The following is a 17902-nucleotide window of genomic DNA, read 5'->3' as shown; positions in this document are numbered from 1 at the left end:
CCGCTTTTGGCGCCGAATGGGTGGATGAGGTCACGATCGCCCGCAGTATCGGTGGCCGGCACGTCGCCATCTTGGTCGCCGACGCCGACGGATGGTGCGTCGTGGACTGCACGGCCCACTCGGTCAGGATCGACCCACAGGCGAAAAGTGGCCTTACGGGCTTCCCGCATCGCCTTCCTGCATCATGAGGTGAGAGCGAAACGAATGAGAGGGTACCGACATGCAATACTTCATCAACGAACCCATGCCACGCATCGCCCGCCACGACGAGGCCAGCGGCGTGACCGAGGTCTACAACTCCGCCAAGAAGGCGTGGGTGGTGTCCGACACCGTCTACGGCGACATCCTGATGAGCGGCGAATGGGACTTGTCGACCAAGGCCGAGGCCGACGACGCCGTCACCCGCAGGGACGCCAACACATGATGTCCCGGAACCTTACATGGGGTGAGCTGCGCGCCATCCACGTGGAGGCCGCCCAGACCGGCGACGTCCGCTCCGATGGCCTGCTCGCCGACACGGAGTTCGCCAAACTGGCGGGCCCCGATGACGAGCTGGTCTACCCGCCCGAGGAGAACAAGTAATGCTCACCCCAGAAGTGTCCCGGGCCGGGGCGGTCGCCGTGAACGCGACCGAAGACTACACCGAGAGTGAGAAACTGCGCGATGTCCTCATCGCGCTCGATGGGAAGCCGGAAACGATCGGCCGCGACCAGCTCGCCCCACGGCTCCGAGCGACCCTCGGGCTGTCGAGCCCATATCTTCACGCGCAACCGCAATCACCAACACCACCATTGAACCAGACTGAGACTATGGCAAAACCACCTAACGCAATACCGATCGCCCTGGCAAGACCGGGCGGAGACACTATGGCTGAAGTGGTGGCCGGAATCGTATCTCTGGCCGATTCCATCATCGGCACCTCGGCTACGGACGAGGACATAAGTGACGCCTTGCGCGACTACGGCGAACCGGACACATCCGAGAATGTCGCTGCCGTCCGTTCCGCTTTGAGCAGGAACGACTGACACCGCCTTCTTTAGCGCCGGCCTGGTGAGCTGGCTGATCAAAAGAGCGTTGTGTCTCGGAGTGCCAGTTGGCGCCCCCGACGGAATTCAGTGTCCGACAAACGGCCCGACTTCAGTGACTCAGACTGCGAAGAGCAAGACAAACGGGATCGGGTGGGTAATGACGTCCCCGACGCCCAGCTCTCTAGCCGGGATCGAGGCGCTGACCACGACGTCGCCCGGTTATGGTCCGAATTGGTTCCAATCAACGGGGCACCATTGTTCGGGTTCGCCACGGGTGGGCCAGAGTGCTTCCGGCAAGGGGCCGGGCAAGTAGAGTCTGTGCGACTCTACGGGGACCCGGACCGGTCGTCATTACGCCGGGTCGCGGGGCAGTCGCCAGTCGAAGTCACGGGGGCGCAAGTCCTGGTCGTCCGGGCTAAAGGGAAGAACGCTGAACTTGCCCGACCCGCGATCCACGACGCCGTCCACCAGCTTCATGTCAGACCAGACCCCCATGACGCATGCACCGGGGTGCTGCCGCGCGTGATTGACCTCGTTGCGGGTGACGATGACGGAATCCCCTCGGCTCTGGGTGCCTTTGGCTTCGAGGTAGATCCGCTCCGTTCCCTTGTCGGCCACAGCGTCGTAAGGGCGGTTCTGCCGGGTATCGGTGACAGCCCAGGAGCGGTCCCGGAAGTAGCTCATCAAGCGATCCTGGGCAGCATCCTCTATCGCTTTGCGGACCTCAGCGTCCATCTGCAGCCCTTGGCCCGCGGCGCCGGGTCGATCCTCAGTTTCAGTATCCAGCACCACCGATGAATCTGCCTCTATGGGCTCGGCAACGTCAAGGGCCGGGTCATACTGAATGGCGTTCCTGCTCGAGTACACGACCTGCGTTCGCATCAGGGCTTCCCGAACTGGGTGCCCCGCTGGCAGGACGCGGCCGAACAGAGCCTTCTTCGGTGGTGTCGTGCCGGGAAGGATCTCGTATGCCGGTTCCTCAAGTTCCGCGACCAGGACGACCCGGCCCTGATAGTTGAGCGCTGCCCAGCGCTCCGCGGCAATTCTCTCTGCCAATAGTCTCCAGTCCCCGCGGTTGTTCTCCCAGAGTTCGGCTGCTGTCGCCCCGGGGTCGTAGCCGTACCACGAGCGTCCAAGCGGATCATCCGTGTCTGCAGTCTTTCGGTCGCTGAGTTTGATGTGGATAACCATAAATCGAGTATCACCGAACGGAGCCCGGGAACTGTGCACGGCGGCGTCATGGTCGGACACAGCAGCCCGGACATCCCGACCCGCCTTGGTAGAGTCAGGGCCGCGGCAGGCGCCGCCAGGACGATAGGGGGTCGATGGGTTTCGTGACCTGGTTGCGGCAGCGAGGGAAGCGCAAACCTGGATGGCCAGCGATGGCACTCCAGCAGCAACCGACGGAACGGCGCGTCATCTTCCTTTCGATTGGCTACAGTGCCTGCGTGGAGGTCGCGGGTACGACTAGCTTTGCCAAGGATGCCGTTGAAGACCTTGCTGCCCGGGAGGGCCTTGGTGAGCGCGGCTATTACCAGGGAAGTGCCCAACTTCAACGCGAGCCGGAGAACCCGGTCAACCCGCACGCCGTTTCTGTCATCGTGAATGGCGAGAGGGTCGGCTGCCTCCCCTCCTACGCTTCTGAGGACGTGCACCTGCCGGTGGGTGTCAGCCAGCCAGTGCCCTACCAGCTCCACATCCTGCGGGAGCAGAAACTCCGAGCCAAGGCGTACGTGTGGCTTGGTGACAGGGAGCCCGAATGGTCCTACTCCAAGGAGAATCCGCCGGCGCTGACCTCCAGGGAACGGATCGACAGCGCCCACACCGGCCGGTCTGAGATGGTCCGGGAAGCGCTGGAGGGCGGTGGCGCGCGGGCGGCGCCGTTCCGGCGGGGCATGGTCGAAGGTGTCCACTACCTGGAGCTCGTTGAGCCAATCAAGCAGTTGAAACGTGAAGGCCGGCTCGAAGAGGCTCTGGTCCTTTGCTACAAGGCCATCGAGGGTGCCGAAGGCGATGCCGGCGACGGCATTCCGGCGCCCTGGTACACCGAGCAGGCAGCCATCGTCCACCAGAAGCTCCACCAGCGGGACGAGGAGACCGCGGTGTTGAAGAGGTGGCTGACACGGTCGCCGAAGACCCTCCGGGAAGAAGTGGTATCGCCGAACGCCTGGCCAAGCTTGAAACAAAGTAATGCCCGCCGGGGTGCAAGGACCTGCCGGCCGACAGCCGAGGGCCTGGAGTGAGGCCACCAGGGCGCACATGGGCCAGCAACGGCTGTCGGTTCAGTCAAGGCCGAAGAGCCCTCCGACGCCTCTCAGGATCTGGCTGAGCTTGGCCACCACTGGCTGGCGGACACGGTTTCCTGACCGCATTAGAGAACCACCCGATGTGTGGGGAGACCGGCATGGAGCTCTCCGACGGCAATGCGGGGCTAGGATTCATCGAGGCACCAACAACCGACGATGAAAGCAGGACCGTGACGACTACTCTCCCGGGCACATGGCGGGAACCGCACCGCAACGTCGAGATTCCTTTCCCACAGGCCATCGACGAATGGGCGGATGCTGCAGTTCTGGCCCTGGAAGAAGTGGCCACCACGTACGGCGCCCACATCACCTACAAGGAACTGGCCACCCGGCTCTTTGACGCAACCGGAATCCATACCCGCATGCTGGTCCAGAACATGAGCGCACGGCTGCTAAACCGGGTGATCCACCTGTGCCTGGAACAGAACCGGCCGGCCTTGTCATCGCTGGTCGTCACGGCAACAGACGGGACCGTGGGCGCCGGCTTCGACGAGGTGCTGCGCGCCTCCGGCAAGGAAATCCCGGCTACCAGCCTGGACCGCGAACGGGCCGCGGCCGTGGAACGCCTAGCGTGCTACCGGGCCTACGGCGACGTGCCGGCGGACGCCGAGCCGATGCTGACCCCCAAATACGAGGCGCAGGTGAATCCGGTGGTGAAAGCCACGCCGCAGCCGAAGCCGGTTTGCCCGGTGCATGGGATCCAGTTGCCTGCCACTGGTGTCTGCGACGACTGCATCTAAGGAGAATCTAGGCAACTTCCTGTCCATGCATGTACGACGCGTGGTTGCGGGGGTGTAAACCGTGTTGCCCGAGGGAATCCGCTCACCGCACGACCAAGAAGCCGAAGCAAGTACCGACGATCAACGCGGACGGCCACGAGTAGTGGAATATGACAGTGAAGTGGTCGAGCATCCGGACCTTCGCTCCACTCCTAAGGCAGTGAGCGATCGCGGAGCAGGGCATCAAGGACGGCGTGCCGTTCGCGGCCATCGTGAACGGCAAATGCGTCGAGTGCACGGTGTACATTCCACGGTCCGTGGCCTGTGACGGTGTGGCGCTGCAGCCCGCCGACGGCTGACCCGCCAATGTCTACGCATGTTTCACGGCAGAGGCATGCACCGGACCGGTCCTGCCGATAGCAGTCCCGTTTTGCACACCGAATACCAGGCCCGCCCCACCGCCGCACCTCCGAACAATGGAGAAACCATTGATCGCCCTCGCAGTGAATGGGCCAACACGTCCGCCAAGAGCCGCCTCGTCCGCGGGATCATCGTGGGCGTCGCCCTGCTCGTTCTGGCGCTGTCCCTGACCGGTGTCATCGACATCGCGCCCGTCCAGACCGGCGTCACGTCCATCAAAAAGGGCTAATCAGCCGCCTCAGGTAAGGCCCCGCCGGAGCAATCCGGCGGGGCCTTACCGTGTCCCGACGGCCCTGCACCTAAGATCAAGTCATGGGGGATGTCTGGAGGCTGCGTATCGGATGGCTGATTGCCGCCGTCCTCGCGGTCATGGTTGTTGCCGCCGGAGTGTTTGTTCTGCCCGGGCTTTGGCCGGACAGGGCGACAGAGTACCGACCCGCGCCATCCGCCACAGCCGCGGCCCCGCCGTCCACGGCGGATCCGGCCCCCGCCGCGGCATCCATCTCCACGGCAGCCGCCGCCCCGCCGGTCAGTACACCAACGTCTTCGGCTGATGCTCCGTCCTTTGCGGCAGTCCCCGTTCAGCTGCCGCCTGTGGTGCAGGCCCCGGCCTCAGCGGCTTATAGCCCGCCCGCGAAGGCCCCTGTCCGAAGCGCGCCGCCGCAGCCAACCCCGGCGCCCGCGGCCCCGGAGTGCCCGGCCGCCGGCCGGGTGCTGATGCGGCTTAACTCGGTGGCCGTTGGCCCCAGCCCGTTCGGAATCATGGGAACGGCAGGTCTTAACTTCAGCGGCGTCTTCGAAAACACCGGGGACGTTCCGGTCTACATCCAGAGGGCCCAGCTGTTCGTCTACACGGGGGTGAGACCCCAGCAGGACCCCGCGGCAGACGTCACCTTTTTCAACGGCGGCATGCTCCCGGCCCACGGCACGCTGGCGTTCAAGCTGTACCCGGTCATGGACGAGGGCGGCGGCGCGGCCAACGGGCTGCAATGGCACGTGGCCGCCGACAACTACGGTGACGTCCAGTACTCCCTCGCCGACTCGGCCGACGGAGCGGACTGCGGGCCGGTGCCCGAGGGCAGGGCCCTGACCTGGTGAGGCCGGCCTCCGGCCCGCAGTTAGTGCCACAGCGATCCGCGGCTAAGCGGGGGGCTCCTTCCCCCTTGCCCAGGCGGCCTTTGGCGTCCCGGTTGCGGAGGCAGAGACCTACGCCCAATTAAGAGGAGGTTCCGGATTCTATGCGACAGTCGGAGGAAACAGGTTAGGCAGAGTACCGGTGCGGAGGCCGGCCGCTCGAGAGCAGGGCCCGTGTCCTGCAGCGTATCCTGCCGCGGCCGCTGAGCGGCGTAATCTACGGTGAGATCGGCTTGTTAGAGAACATGGTAGCCAGGGCCGCCGCGAGGTGATCAACATATAGTGTTGCATCGGGAAACTCGGTAAACATCCAAGAGTTTCCGGTGAACCAACCCGGTTTTTCGCTGCTGACACAGAACGCGAAACCGTCTTTCGGCGGAGAGTGGAAGCTTATGTACGGATCTCCGTTAGTTTTCTTTTGACCCGGCCCCATGACATACAAGCGCTGGCCCTGAAGTAGCCGTCCATCCGCGGTCACCATCATGCCGCCGCGTTTCTGCGGCAGAACCCAGCCCAACTCTCTTTGGCTGAAGCTTGCGGCACGGCGGTGTCCGATCCAACCCGTCGCCCCCAGGTCCTTGTAGTCCCCAACAGGGATGGGAGCGACGCCGTGGCGACGCATACGGTCGCGAAAGTCTTCCAGAAGAGCAGCAGACCGTTCGCCCGCCGCAGTAGCGACCCGTTCAGCATCCTGAAGTCGCTGAAGCGCCTGATCGAGTTCATTCACGCGAATCATCAAATCCTGTAGCAGCCCGGGAGTCAACTAACGTCGGAGGGGTCTCGCTGTCGAACGAATGAGATTGTTCAACTTCACCCGACAGCACGAGCGAACTGTGAGATAGCACGCCACATAGCAGTGGCATGGCCGCTACCGGCTGCAGCTGCCTTATTTCTCGCCGAGCTTCCGCCGCGATTCCTCGTGGGCGCTGAGTGCGCCGAAGGCAGCCCGCCGGCCCCGCTCAAGCTCCGCATCGCCTGCCGGCCCGGCAGAGGGAACACCGTTCACGCCCTGCAGCGTCCTCAGCTCCTCTTCCTGCTTGCGCATGGCTGCGGCCTGCTGCTCGATCAACTGCTGCTGCTGCCTGATGATGGCCTCGGTCTGCTGTTCAATCAGCTGGTTCTGGCGCTCGACTAGGACGTTCTGCTGCCGTGAGGCGCCCGCTGCCTGCCGGGTTGCCTTGGCAGTCTGCCGGATGTCCCGTTCCACCTTCTCCACTCTGGATCTGTACCCGATCAACCCGCCGGTCAGGCCGATGCTGAATGTCTTGCGGATAAGCCCCATGGTGGTCCCCTCAGTGTCCTAGTGGACAAATCCTACATGCAGAGTCACGCTGGCCAGCGGAGAACCCAGCGACCGCTACCAGGAGCAGGGAGCCAGCGCCAATCCCGAAAGGGGCTGCGACCTAAGAAGTACCCGCCTTTACAAACGTGCCGCATCAGTACCGAAGATGGTCAGTACCTTGGAACCCTTTCCTGAAGTTCCTCAATCCGTCAGATCCCGAACCATCCCTCGAACGTAGCGCGGCCGGTCATGGAGAACCAGGCGTCTGCCGGTGAGAGACGGCTCGATGGCTTCTCGTTGCCGGATGCTGTGCCATACAGATTGGGCGTTGACATTGAAGGGAGAACAGCAGCCACTCATCGTCAGATCTGGCCGGCGACCACGGGCCCTGAAAGTCTGTGGCGGGATCCTCAGCCGACGGGCTCATCATCCTCGGACGAGAGCTTCTCCAGGTGCTTCGCCGCCTGCTCGTACACCCGCTCGATGCACAGCGGCCAGGGAGCGGCACGGGCACCGATGCTCAATCTCCGCCGCCTTGACGGATGAACATGGAAAGCCCCGTAGGAGGGGCTTTCGACTGGTTGCTGGTTGCAATGACTCGCCTAATTCAGTGTCGATTCGCCTCATCCCCGGGCGCTCAAGCACCCATACCAGCCTCGTGTGTCAAAAATATTAGTGACGTTCCCGGCTGACCGTCCAGAGGCTGGCCAGAAGTTCCGGAGGCCCTGCAGACATCAGCGCCGCCACTCCCCAAGCACGTCGAACAATTCCTCCCGTTGCGGGTCCAGCTCCCCTGCTTCGAACCTGAGCCGCTGCTTGTAGAACCAGCGCTGCAGGCCCCTTTCGGGAGTACTGCAGCGTTGCTTTGGAAGGTGGCCTTGCTCGGCGACAAACCGGAAGACGGCCGCGTAGCGTTTATCCCAGGCACGCTCCCCGCCCTACCCGTGGTGACTCATAGTGTGTGGCCAGTCATGGAGCATCAGTCGCCGGTCAAACACAGACGGGTTGACCGCTTCACGCTGCATAATGCTGTACCGGACAGTCTCGGCGTTGGCCCGGCAGTCGGGCGATCTGCGCGAACGTCAGGCCGCGGAGGTAGAACAGCAGCCACTCATCCTCAGGCCTGGCCGGTGGCCAGGGATTTTGAAGGCCTGCATCGGAACCCTCAGCCGAACGGCTCATAATCCTCGACCGGAAGCTTTTCCAAGTTATTCGCCGCCAGCTCGTACATGCGCTTGATGTGTTCCTCAAGCTTCGAGCGTTCCACCTGCCACTGGCCGCGGCCGCCGACCTGGATTGCGGGGAGGTCACCGGAGCGCCCCAAGGCGTATGCCTGGGAGCTGGAAATGCTCAGTTCATCGCAAACGTTGTCAAGCTTGAGGAACCGTGGTGCAGGCGTCGCAAAAGGTTCAAGGACTTCGCCGCATGGCGTTATTGTGCGAAAGGCCCAGCCATAGCCTTCTTCGGTGATTGGCACGTCGCCGAAGGGCAATTTCTAGCCTTCGAGCAGCTTCGCCTTGGCGCTCGTGAACTCGTCGTCGGTGAGTACGCCGTCCCGGTGCAACGCGGCTAGGTCGCGGAGTTGATCGGCCAGTGACGCCGTAGGTGCTGCGGGAGCCACCGAGGCAGGGGACTGAGGTTCTCCGTCTGGCAGCGCACCCGACATGGAGTTCACGAGCACCGCTAGGTCGGTGACGCGATGGGCCGCTGCGGGGTCAGTGGGGACCACCAACTTCCACTGCGGGTGGCTCAGAACGAAGTTCGCGGTCTTCGGGAGCACCGCGCGCACCGCCATTCGTGTCAACGAAGGCTTTGCCAAGGTCGCCGTGTTGCCGCCGTCCTCGACTAATGCTGTGACGTCAGCATCCAGTGGTCTGACTGTGGTCTCAACCAAATCTTTGACCCTTCTCTTGCAGAGGATTCGGTCACTCATCAACGTGAGTTCTTCGCCGATCTCGCCCAAGACTTCGACGTCTCGGCGTAGCCGTCCTGCGTCCATTCGTGCACGGATCTCGGCCGATACCCACTCGCCCGCTGAGGACCCACTGACGGAGGAGGTGATGCGCTCCGACCGCGCAATGGCAAGTTCCTCGCCGATCATGTCGCCCTGTTCGCCGCAGTGCTCGGCGTGGTCCAGGGCCAGCAGGGCCTGTTGACCCAGGTGTGCATGCTTCTCGCCGAAGTTGGGTGCAACCAACGGGATAGAACTCTGGGCCTCCGCGTTGCCTGCGAGTGTCGTCGCGACTGCTTCAAGTAGCCGTTTCACCTTTCCGCGATCGGCGGCGGCGCTTGAACCTTGGTACGAGATCCCCTTGATGACGAACGCCGAGACCACGGTTCCGTTGAAGAAGGGCGTCGGCCGGAGTACCCATGATTCGCCGCCCGGAGCGAGGATCGGCACCTTGAAGTCAAAGCGCAGCGCGTCGCCGTCGCGTTTCAGGCGTTTGACGCGCTCGTGCTCAGTGCATGCCGCTTCGAGCACCGACATCACCTCATCGACTGGATGGGCGTACTGATACATCTCAAGTTCGAGTTCATTCGCCATCTTCGCTCCCCTTCAAACTCGCACGCCGGTCATCAGCCCCGATCAGCGGGGTATGGAAAGCCATACTAAGGCTGGCTAGCCATGCTATGCGGCCGATTCGCGGCGCTTGGCTTGATGGGTGCCCAACTCCGCCGATGCGTCACCTGACTTCGAGTCGCTCCGGCTACGTCTGACGCGTAGACCGCAGACGGCGGCAAAAGATTTGCCGCGTAACAAAGCCCCGATCCGCTGCTCTAGCGTGTCGAGCGGCGAGAATCAAAAGAGACGAGGGCTTCGCCAAGGTTGTTCACAGCGTGTCTGCATGCATGACGGCGCCCTTAAGAAAGGGGAATACCGTCGATCGGGACTGCCCCCGGTTCTGTTGACGCCCTGACCTGGTGAGCTGGCGTTCACGGATGGATGCCGATCATGCCCCGGGCTAGCTTGGGGCGGAGTTCCCGCCAGGATATTATCGATGTGAACCTGCCTCACAGGCATTCACGCTCGGGCGACCACTCCAGCTAGCAGGCCCAGCGCTCCGGCGCGTTGGGAGCGCCTCCCTCGCCCGAGATCGCGCTCGTGAAGGTACACGTCTTTTGAGAAGTGCCACATCGAGGGCCAAGTTCGCTTGGACGGAGTCCTGCGGAGTTGCATACCCGGCTGATCAGGGCCATTTCATGTTGCGCGAATTTCGGCGTTCCGCGAACGAATGCTTGTCAATTGACCCGACTATCCTGTTGGCCGTCGGGGACCTATAAGCGGGGTGTTCGATGACGATCTCTTCGGGTGGCGAGCCCCTCATGAGGGCATCACGCCATCGAAGTAGCTGCCCTCAGGAAAGAATGTCGGTTCCAGTACAATCGCCCTCCTTCCGACGAGACTGCACTTTGTTTGGTATGGCCCGATCGCTTGGTAAGCATCTGGTGCATCCCCCGGCCCGGCGTCTGTTCACGACCGACGCGTATTGGGTGTGCCCGGCCGGGCAGGTCCAACAATGTTTGGTGGTTCCGGGGACTATTTCTCCGGGTCCACAGCTGTTGCGGTCGTAGTCCCAGTCCTGAACCAAGAGCGGCTCTCGGGTGGCCAGGTCGGACACCCCGGGGACAAGGATTCTCCCCGTTTCAACGGCACACGTGAGTTTCGGATAGCTGCAGCGGTAGGCCACACTTTCGAAGAATGAGTGGCCATTCTGGCACCGCCACCAGACCTTTTTGTCTGAGCCGGGCTTCACCTGGTCGGGTGTGAGTGTGCCATTGCGGTCGTAGTTCCATTGCGCCGCGACGTCGGGGCGCAAGGTGGCTAGGTCGTTGACCCCTGGTATCAAAATGCGGCCGTGGCAGGTCTGGCAGCGTCCGCCCGATGCGACAAGTTTTGCTGGCGTCCGCGCGAATTGGTGCCCTATTGGGCAGCGCCAAACTATGAGGTCCTTCGCGTTGCCTGCACTGACTTCCCGGGGTGATTTCTTGTTCCCGGCGTCCGGGTCCCACAGTCGCGCAAGCTCGGGGTGTGTGGTGGCGAGGTCGCTGGTGCCTGAGAGCACTTTTCCGAAGCCGCAGTGGGGACAGCCAGATCCCCTTAGGGTGCGATTAGCAAAGGTTGCGTCATAGTGGTGCTTGGCCGGGCAGATCCAGTGCCCCATCCGATTGCTGCCCGGGCGCACGGTCCATGGTGAAGGCCCAGGGCCGGCTTCATGGTCCCATTCGTCGACCAGCCATGGCATTTTGTCGGCCAGCGAGTTGTATCCCAGAATGACCCTATGACCGGAGCAGAGGGAGCAAGAGTACTGGTAGGGGCCGTGCAGGTGTTCTTTCGCCGGGCGCCGCTGCTGCACGTGGCCTTCCGGACAAAGGTAGCCGGGACCCGATGCTGTCTGACTATAGCGGTCATCCCACCATTGTTGGTCGCTACGCCCGGTTGCGCTCATGCAGTCCAGAAAAGTGTGGAAGGGTTGGAGCGGGCCTGAGTAGAGGGGGTGGGGCTGGACAGGCTCGATGAGCGGCGCCGGGTCTTGTGTGTTCCACTCCCCTTCCCATCGGTAGCGTGCCGCTGCTGCTGTCCACCTGAGCATCAGCCATGCCTGGTCTGTTCCGGCGTCGCCGGAGGGGTTACAGGCCCGCTCCATCCTATGGGCAACCACCGTGTACGCGACGCTGTAAGGCTGGTGCGGGTCGCAGACAGCTCGAACAGTGTCGGCGTCCATGACTGTGTCGAGGATCGCCGCCGCTGTGGGAAGGTCTTCCGGCAAAGGCACTCCGTCCCGTTCGTGCCGGACCGCGGATGCTGCCCGCCGCAGGGCTTCCTGGATGACAGGGGTGGTCGCACTGCTGCTATGTATCCGCGCGGCTGCCCTGACGACCCCATCTTCAACGGGCTGGGAATGACTCGGCGAGGGCTGTGGCACCGCCCATAGGGGCCGACGTTGCTTGACCATCGTCGGCCCCGTCCACGTGTGATGATAGGGGCAGACTAGATTTGCGTGCCATGGATGAATGGCGATGACTGTTCCGGCGGTGCACACCAGGCAGGCATGCCATATATTTCTTATGGAATCTCCGAGAACTGCCAGCTGGTCGGCACGGCTGCCTGCCAATTCGTAGCAGAGGGCGAGGGCCTCGCGCTCTGCTACCTCACTGCTGACGTGGCTGCGGGCCGGGAGTCCTTCCCGCTCGCGGTGTGCCGCCACGGCGAGACGCCATAGGTGCCCGACATATCCAGCCGTCGCTGTGTCAATTCGGGCAGCGTAACTGGCGACGGTTTCCCCACTCAGAGGTTCGGGCACGAGCAACAGTGGCAACCGGCCTGTTTGATCAGTCTGCATTTGGGTGCCTTCCGGCGGTCATCGTCTCAACCGGCATTCGCGCGGATTACAGATTTGAAGCGGTTCTCTTCGGCAATCTCGGCGGCTTTGGCCTGTGCAAGGCCCCTGCTGATGACCTCGTTCTCCGGATCGTCAGCGTCTATGAGGTCGAGGGTCACGCGGCTGAGAATTGAGTTCAAGTCGCCGATGCGCCCTTTGGTGAGATCGTGGAGCTCTGCTGCTAAGGCTGCGAGGCCTTGTTGGTTGTTGCCGAAGAGGGGCATGGTGTCGATTAGACCCTTGACGAGCTTCCGCCAGGGTATCGAGTTCTTTCTCTTGTATGAGGCCATCTCCGCTGACCGGTAGCGCTCGTAGATCTGTGCCCCTTCCAGGTCGATGAGTATGTTGGTCCGTTCAAGGGCGATGCCGGTCAGAAGGATGGGACAGTTGATGTCATCGCCGAGGCGCCGGATGGCGGCACTGACTTTGAGTGAGTGGGCGCCTCCGTATTTGAGGTTGTGGACGTCGTCGATCACGAGGAGCTCGGTGCGGCATTGGTTGATCGCGTGCTGGACCATGCCCTCCAGCGTTGCCTCGGTTTCGCGTTTTCCAATCGGCAGGCCATAAAAGTGGCTGATCATTCGGTAGAGCCCGAGAGGAGTTCCCGTGGACGGCAGGTTCACGTACGCCACAGGGACCTCGCCCTGCTGTACGCAGTCGGGCTCATTCCGGAGACGTTGCGTCAGAAGGTCCAGCATGAGGATGCGGGCCACCGTAGTCTTGCCCGTGTAGGAGTCGGCGGAAACGAGGACGCCGTGACCGCCGCCACTGGCATACTGGTGTTCCCGCATCACCCTGACGAGCACAGCCCGCACGTTCAAGTAGGAGTCGTTCCTGACCATCACACCGCGGGTAACAACTCTGCGGCGGGTGTCGTTGTAGGAACTGCGGTCCGCAGGCTGCATGTCCCGGTATTCGTCGATCGAGACCGGGGGCATCGGGCTACCGAGGTCCAACAGATCCTCAATGAAGCCTTTGTGGTGCTTCAGATCCCGGCCATTGCGCACTCGAAGCGGGTAGTCGATCACGGGTTCGCCCCGTTCACACCCTCGAATCCTTCAAGTTCCTCATCCTCGGGTTCGTCCTCGTAGGGGCCGTTGGAATCCCCAACACTTTCGGACGCGTACCCTTCTTCACCGCGGATGGTTGCAATATTGGGATGGATTCCCCGCTGAAGGTCTTGGATGTCGCGCTCGATGTCCATCTTGGCCTGCTTATTCCGCTGGCGCCTCAATTCCTGCAGCGCCACTTCGATGAAGCTCATGGTTGTTTCAGCGGCGGTGAAGGCGGGATCGACTCGACCGTCATCGAGCAGTCGAATTGCCAGGGTGCGCATGTCGCTTGCGAAGGGTATGTCCAGCCGGTCTTCCTTCCATTCGCAATCGATGTAGTTTCCGGTCTCTGGGTCGTATACCCATATGATCCGTGGGTCGGCTGGCATGTAGTGAACTTCCCACTGTCCGTCCAGCGCTGTGCCGGACGTCCGGCGCCGGAGCGTTCCCAGTTCAGGGGCGTCGTACATGTGGTATTCGATCTGGATGCCGTCTTTTTGAATGGTGCGGGTGACTACCGGAAGCAGGCTGATGCGGTCGTTTCGGCTCAAAGGTTTCGGGACGAATCCGACGTAGGGAAACATTGCCATGTACTCCGCGTTCGGACTGAGCAGTGGGCCGCCACCCACCCGGGGATCGCGCAGCCCTTCGGTAGGCATGTTCTGCCAGAAGTGTACGAGCCATCGGTCCAGAAGCCACCAAAATTCCCACAGGGTCAACAGCTCATCCTTCGTCCACTTCCGGTCGCCCCCGCTCGACACCGACCCGCCGGTAAACCCGGGCAATTTGGCGACAAACATGGTCTTGATTGACCCGAACAGACGCTCGGCGATTCCTTTGTCGGTCGGGGTGTACGGCGCTGATCTGACGATAGTGATGCCGAGCTGCCGGCAGGCTGCATCCACCACCCGGGAGGTGTAGTCCCGGCCGTTGTCGGTGAGGATGAGCCTCGGCCGGATCAGCGGCACCATGGCATCGAGGCGGTCTCGTTCCTTGGGGTCGAACATCGCGATCCAGGGCAGGTCCCGACGCTGCATTTCCCAACGGTTCTTAAGCTCCTCCGGCAGATCGTAACGCGGGCGGGGCGTCATTGATTGGGCGATCATGAACGCCAGATCCGCTCCACAGATGTTTCTGGCCAGGGCGAAGGCAGCCGCGGTTCTGGTGGCCCTGTCACTCATCGCGGATAAATCGGGTCTCCTGACCGAGCCGTCCGGGAAGATCAGGTCGATGTCGAGCTTTGTGGAATCCACCTGCATTTCCGATCCCGGCAGCAGCGCCGGACGCGAGCGGAACACCCGGTCGGGAGAATTCGCGGCCGAGCGTCGGTTGGCCGCATCGCCGTCCAGGTACATGCCCTCAGCGAGCTCGTCCAGGATCCGGCTAAGCCTCCGGTCGCCAGGAACACTGAACTGCCGCTCCGGATACTTCTTGTCGATGCGCATCTTGACCGTGGCCACTCGCTGCTTCTTGCTCACCCTTGCCTTGTGCACATGTTCCCCATTGACCCGCGCGCAGATCTTCAGGACCTCGGGTGCCACACCGTCCGTGACCCGATAATTGCGGGTTCTGCGGCCGTCGAGAAGGCTCGCCGGACCCTCTTCCAGGTAGGCCGTGGCCAAGCGAAATAATGTCGCACGGGAGATGGCAAGCTTCTTCGCCAACTCGGGATCTCGGACCTTCAGCTGCTCACCGAGGGCTCTTAGTTCAGCTTCCTTAAGACCGGCTCTGGACCACTGGGAAGAGCCAGGGCCAAAACCTTCCCTGTAGTCTTGGGCGTCGCGAGTCTTACCCAGTGCGACCTCCTCGACGTCCGCAAGCCTGCGATCCACATCCTTCAGGAGGCCGGCCTGACGTTCCGCCGTCTCTCCGGTGCGCTCCGCCTCGAACTCGGCCGTGTTCAAAATCGCCGTGGCCCGGCCGAGCCGGTCTTCCGCGGGATTATCCCGGGCGACCCTGGCTATGGAGGCGGTCACGCGTTCGCCGGTGTCAACGTCGCACAGACCCAGGACAGAGCCGGCGATGTCGGTGATCTCCCAGTCCCGCTTGATGTAGGTCACTCTGTCGCCAGGGCGGAAAGTGTTCACCGTCATTTCTTCACCTTTCCTCACCAGGCGATCCAGATTTTACTGGTGGAAAATTGTTTGACTGGTGGATAATTGCTGGGACCGGGGGCGGGCCCCGTCGACGGCTTTTAGTCTCCGATCCGCGTCCATCAGGCCCTTCTGCCAGTGGCTCCCCTGGGTGCCGCGCCCCTCGACGTTGCACAACAGGACTATTTGCGGCCTGTCCGGTCTCCCCGCCAGACTCTCTTTGGCCAGTGTGGCAATCGAAGGTTCCGGCAATGCAAGTGACTTCCCATTGCCGCCCAACGTAGAGTGTTCACTGCTAACTCCCTTGTTCCGCAATGACCATGAGTCCGGGATAGAACGGCCCAGGCTCGGCGGGAACGACGTGACGATTGAACATCATGTTCGACAGGAGCGCGTATCCGACTCCAAGTTCCATCCGCGGATCCAGCCTGGACGCAGCCTCCTCCATAGTGCGCGGCAGGGCCAGGAATGAAATAACGTCCTGCGACAGCGCAGGGTCGGGTACATACTCGACGTACCGGAATGCGCACATCCACTCCAGGTTCTCCGCTTGCCAACCTCGGCAGCCATGCATCACGCGGTACTCCCACCCCTGAGTAGAGCATGCCTTCTCCGTCGAGACGGCGGCGTGCACAAACTCGTCGCGGGTAGCGAATTCCATGGGCTTAACGTCAATGATCACAGTGCGGCCATGCAGCTGCGCGGCGAAGTCAGGGTAATGGCGGGTACGGTCGGAGAACACGAGGCCGAAGGGTTGAGCGGCGATGTCGTCGATCGCTCCCCCGTGGTCCAACTCCATGAGGCAGACAAGCTCGGTCAGCGATTCGAACATCACCATTCGGTGATCGGCGCCAAACGGGTATTCCCCTGCATAGTTCCGGCGGTGCGGGTAAGTGCTACTACGACGGCACGGGCTGAAGCCGACAGGGTTCAAGTCATGGATGGGACCGTTCAGGAACCACCACAATCGTTCTCCCCCTGTTCCGAGTGTCAGCAACAGCGGATCAGGGCTGTAGTTCACGACGTCACGAAATGGGTCATCTTTCAGTGCGGCCATGCTCATCACCATTCAAACATCGGTGGGATTCATGTCGGTTTCTCGTCTTTCTGGTTCCATCCGCTCCGCCCCATACGCGGGTCACCCAACGCTCAAACAGAATTTCAACGTCCCGGATGCTGAACAGATCAACGTCGTCGTCAGCACGGGAACCACCCTGGCCGGGAAGATTCTTCACGAAAGTGTTCGTAGATTGTGCTGAAGGCCCGCTCTCCCACAGAACTATCGACCGGTGAGAAATTTGTGGTCTTGGTGACGATAATTCCGGATCGGCGGCAGGCCGCCTGGTGGCCCAGAGAGCGGTCCATGCTGTCGTCCGTCGGGATGCTGACGATCCGGACGGAAGCGCGAGGGGCCGCCGCCCGACATCGCTTTGCATCGTCAAGGAACCTAAGCGATGGGAAGTTCATCCGCATAGATATCCGGAGGTTGGACATCCTCCCGCCGTGCACCGTGACGAGTGGGCTAGTAGCTTGCTGGACCAAGTGATCAATGTCTGGATTCCTACCCCTTTGCTGAACGCTTGCCGCCAGGATGAACCCCGTTGCCCTGTTGATCACTATGGTCAGCCTGGCAAATCCGGGTTTCCCATTTGGCATCATGACTCTGACAGAGAATGGAGACGTGGCAAGCTCAGCTTCGCATTCATGCGGAAGGCCCGCGACAGGATAGGTGAGCAGTTCAGGAGAGTTCCTCGCCGAGAAGATGTTTCCAACTTTCCCGGCATCGGATCTGCTCATGAACGTATCGCTTGGATTCCTTACAGTCGGCCTGCCTTTCCGCGATCCATACTCGTCCGCGTTCCATTGTCTGCCGCGCATCGTCGCCCAGACGGCGGCCTTCGATTTCGGTGATCGTCGGTCCGTTCCAGCGGGACGCGAAACCTCAAAGCTCCGTTTGGTTTGGTCCCTCAATATTTCGACCGTCGGCAATTCCTCGTTATTCCGGTCACTGAATGAGTCCGGAGTACAAGGGCCCAGGCTCGAGAGGGACGACCTGCCGGTGGAACAACAGCCCGGTCGGGCCGAACGTCGATCTGGAGCCGTCCGGCTAAGTCCACCGCACTTCGCAGGCTTTCCAGATATGAGAAGCCCTGCCCGGCCGAGAGAACCCCATGCGCCGACTCGTCTATTTTGTACGTAGTTGCCGAGCATGGCTCTGGCAACTTTCCGATTCCTCGCCATCAGGACCAGACTTCGAGAGTAGTTGCAGCACGGTCACAACGACCGGGGAAGAAACCGCAAGATTCGACTTATTGTGTGCGACTCAGGCGCGACGATGCAATCACCCATCGAGTCCAACACGTACTCACCTCGACTGGTGTCACCACTCGTCAACTTCGCACCGGTTCAAACTCACGGCCAGCTTCAATGTCCATCATCCGCCGCGAGTACCCCGCACACAAGCGATTTATAACAAAAAAACCAACA

18 protein-coding genes and 1 pseudogene are annotated in these 17902 nt (G+C 61.9%); 9 read left to right on the top strand and 10 right to left on the bottom strand.

The annotated features are described in order from the left end of the window. Nucleotides 1-220 precede the first annotated feature (220 nt). Genes ACVWZ7_RS19615 through ACVWZ7_RS19605 form a run of 3 tightly spaced genes read left to right on the top strand, consistent with a single transcriptional unit; the run spans nt 221 to nt 1025 of the window. The gene (locus ACVWZ7_RS19615) at nt 221-424 is read left to right on the top strand and encodes a hypothetical protein (protein WP_441426953.1); all 204 of its coding nucleotides are present in this window, start codon (nt 221-223) and stop codon (nt 422-424) included. Continuing rightward, entirely contained in the window at nt 421-582 is a 162-nt protein-coding gene (locus ACVWZ7_RS19610) for a hypothetical protein (protein ID WP_456508818.1), read from the top strand. Before ACVWZ7_RS19615 ends, ACVWZ7_RS19610 begins: the two co-directional genes overlap by 4 nt. Further along, nucleotides 582-1025 (top strand): hypothetical protein, encoded by a 444-nt coding sequence (locus ACVWZ7_RS19605; RefSeq protein ID WP_456508817.1) that lies wholly within the window; start codon nt 582-584, stop codon nt 1023-1025. The genes ACVWZ7_RS19610 and ACVWZ7_RS19605 overlap by 1 nt, the downstream gene beginning before the upstream one ends. Before the next feature lie 354 nt (nt 1026-1379). Here the strand turns inward: ACVWZ7_RS19605 and ACVWZ7_RS19600 are convergent, their stop codons facing one another. Next, nucleotides 1380-2219: a protein NO VEIN domain-containing protein gene (locus ACVWZ7_RS19600; RefSeq protein ID WP_456508816.1), complete on the bottom strand. Its 840-nt coding sequence runs from the start codon at nt 2217-2219 to the stop codon at nt 1380-1382. A 191-nt stretch (nt 2220-2410) separates the two neighbouring features. On the opposite strand from ACVWZ7_RS19600, the gene ACVWZ7_RS19595 reads away from it, so the two are divergent. From ACVWZ7_RS19595 to ACVWZ7_RS19580, 4 genes are all read left to right on the top strand, one after another. Further along, the gene (locus ACVWZ7_RS19595) at nt 2411-3271 is read left to right on the top strand and encodes a hypothetical protein (RefSeq protein WP_456508815.1); all 861 of its coding nucleotides are present in this window, start codon (nt 2411-2413) and stop codon (nt 3269-3271) included. Between the two features lie 161 nt (nt 3272-3432). After that, nucleotides 3433-4074 carry a hypothetical protein gene (locus ACVWZ7_RS19590; protein WP_456508814.1) on the top strand — a complete coding sequence of 214 codons (642 nt, stop codon included), beginning with the start codon at nt 3433-3435 and terminating at the stop codon, nt 4072-4074. 409 nt (nt 4075-4483) lie between these two features. After that, complete coding sequence (locus ACVWZ7_RS19585) at nt 4484-4702, top strand: hypothetical protein (RefSeq protein WP_456508813.1); 219 nt, start codon at nt 4484-4486, stop codon at nt 4700-4702. An 83-nt stretch (nt 4703-4785) separates the two neighbouring features. After that, nucleotides 4786-5571: a hypothetical protein gene (locus ACVWZ7_RS19580; protein ID WP_456508812.1), complete on the top strand. Its 786-nt coding sequence runs from the start codon at nt 4786-4788 to the stop codon at nt 5569-5571. A 253-nt stretch (nt 5572-5824) separates the two neighbouring features. On the opposite strand, the gene ACVWZ7_RS19575 is transcribed toward ACVWZ7_RS19580, so the two are convergent. The 6 genes and pseudogenes from ACVWZ7_RS19575 to ACVWZ7_RS19550 form a co-directional block, all read right to left on the bottom strand. Next, the gene (locus ACVWZ7_RS19575; protein ID WP_456508811.1) at nt 5825-6334 is read right to left on the bottom strand and encodes a hypothetical protein; all 510 of its coding nucleotides are present in this window, start codon (nt 6332-6334) and stop codon (nt 5825-5827) included. 159 nt (nt 6335-6493) lie between these two features. Further along, nucleotides 6494-6889, bottom strand: a complete 396-nt coding sequence (locus ACVWZ7_RS19570) for a hypothetical protein (protein ID WP_456508810.1) — start codon at nt 6887-6889, stop codon at nt 6494-6496. A gap of 734 nt (nt 6890-7623) precedes the next feature. Next, nucleotides 7624-7809: pseudogene (locus ACVWZ7_RS19565) on the bottom strand (Helicase associated domain protein); the annotation flags it as partial. A gap of 245 nt (nt 7810-8054) precedes the next feature. Further along, the gene (locus tag ACVWZ7_RS19560) at nt 8055-8381 is read right to left on the bottom strand and encodes a helix-turn-helix domain-containing protein (protein WP_456508809.1); all 327 of its coding nucleotides are present in this window, start codon (nt 8379-8381) and stop codon (nt 8055-8057) included. 3 nt (nt 8382-8384) lie between these two features. Next, complete coding sequence (locus ACVWZ7_RS19555; protein ID WP_456508808.1) at nt 8385-9434, bottom strand: SHOCT domain-containing protein; 1050 nt, start codon at nt 9432-9434, stop codon at nt 8385-8387. 811 nt (nt 9435-10245) lie between these two features. Next, the gene (locus ACVWZ7_RS19550) at nt 10246-11133 is read right to left on the bottom strand and encodes a zinc-ribbon domain-containing protein (RefSeq protein WP_456509156.1); all 888 of its coding nucleotides are present in this window, start codon (nt 11131-11133) and stop codon (nt 10246-10248) included. 807 nt (nt 11134-11940) lie between these two features. Between ACVWZ7_RS19550 and ACVWZ7_RS19545 the strand changes: the two genes are divergently transcribed. After that, nucleotides 11941-12111, top strand: coding sequence for a hypothetical protein (locus ACVWZ7_RS19545; protein WP_456508807.1), 171 nt, complete (start codon nt 11941-11943; stop codon nt 12109-12111). Nucleotides 12112-12257: 146 nt separating this feature from the next. Here ACVWZ7_RS19545 and ACVWZ7_RS19540 read toward each other — a convergent pair whose 3' ends face one another. From ACVWZ7_RS19540 to ACVWZ7_RS19530, 3 genes are all read right to left on the bottom strand, one after another. Continuing rightward, a complete protein-coding gene (locus ACVWZ7_RS19540; protein WP_456508806.1) occupies nt 12258-13298 on the bottom strand; it encodes a TniB family NTP-binding protein in 1041 nt (346 codons plus the stop codon). Then, nucleotides 13295-15415 (bottom strand): Mu transposase C-terminal domain-containing protein, encoded by a 2121-nt coding sequence (locus ACVWZ7_RS19535; protein WP_456508805.1) that lies wholly within the window; start codon nt 15413-15415, stop codon nt 13295-13297. The genes ACVWZ7_RS19540 and ACVWZ7_RS19535 overlap by 4 nt, the downstream gene beginning before the upstream one ends. A 295-nt stretch (nt 15416-15710) precedes the next feature. Next, entirely contained in the window at nt 15711-16472 is a 762-nt protein-coding gene (locus tag ACVWZ7_RS19530) for a hypothetical protein (protein WP_456508804.1), read from the bottom strand. Between ACVWZ7_RS19530 and ACVWZ7_RS19525 the strand changes: the two genes are divergently transcribed. Then, nucleotides 16471-16674 (top strand): hypothetical protein, encoded by a 204-nt coding sequence (locus ACVWZ7_RS19525; protein WP_456508803.1) that lies wholly within the window; start codon nt 16471-16473, stop codon nt 16672-16674. The two genes, ACVWZ7_RS19530 and ACVWZ7_RS19525, sit on opposite strands and share 2 nt — an antisense overlap. The last annotated feature ends 1228 nt before the right edge of the window (nt 16675-17902 follow it).

It is taken from the genome of Arthrobacter sp. TE12232, from assembly GCF_054062615.1.
The sequence above is the reverse complement of the archived record's forward strand: the minus strand, read 5'-3'. Positions and strand labels throughout refer to the sequence as shown.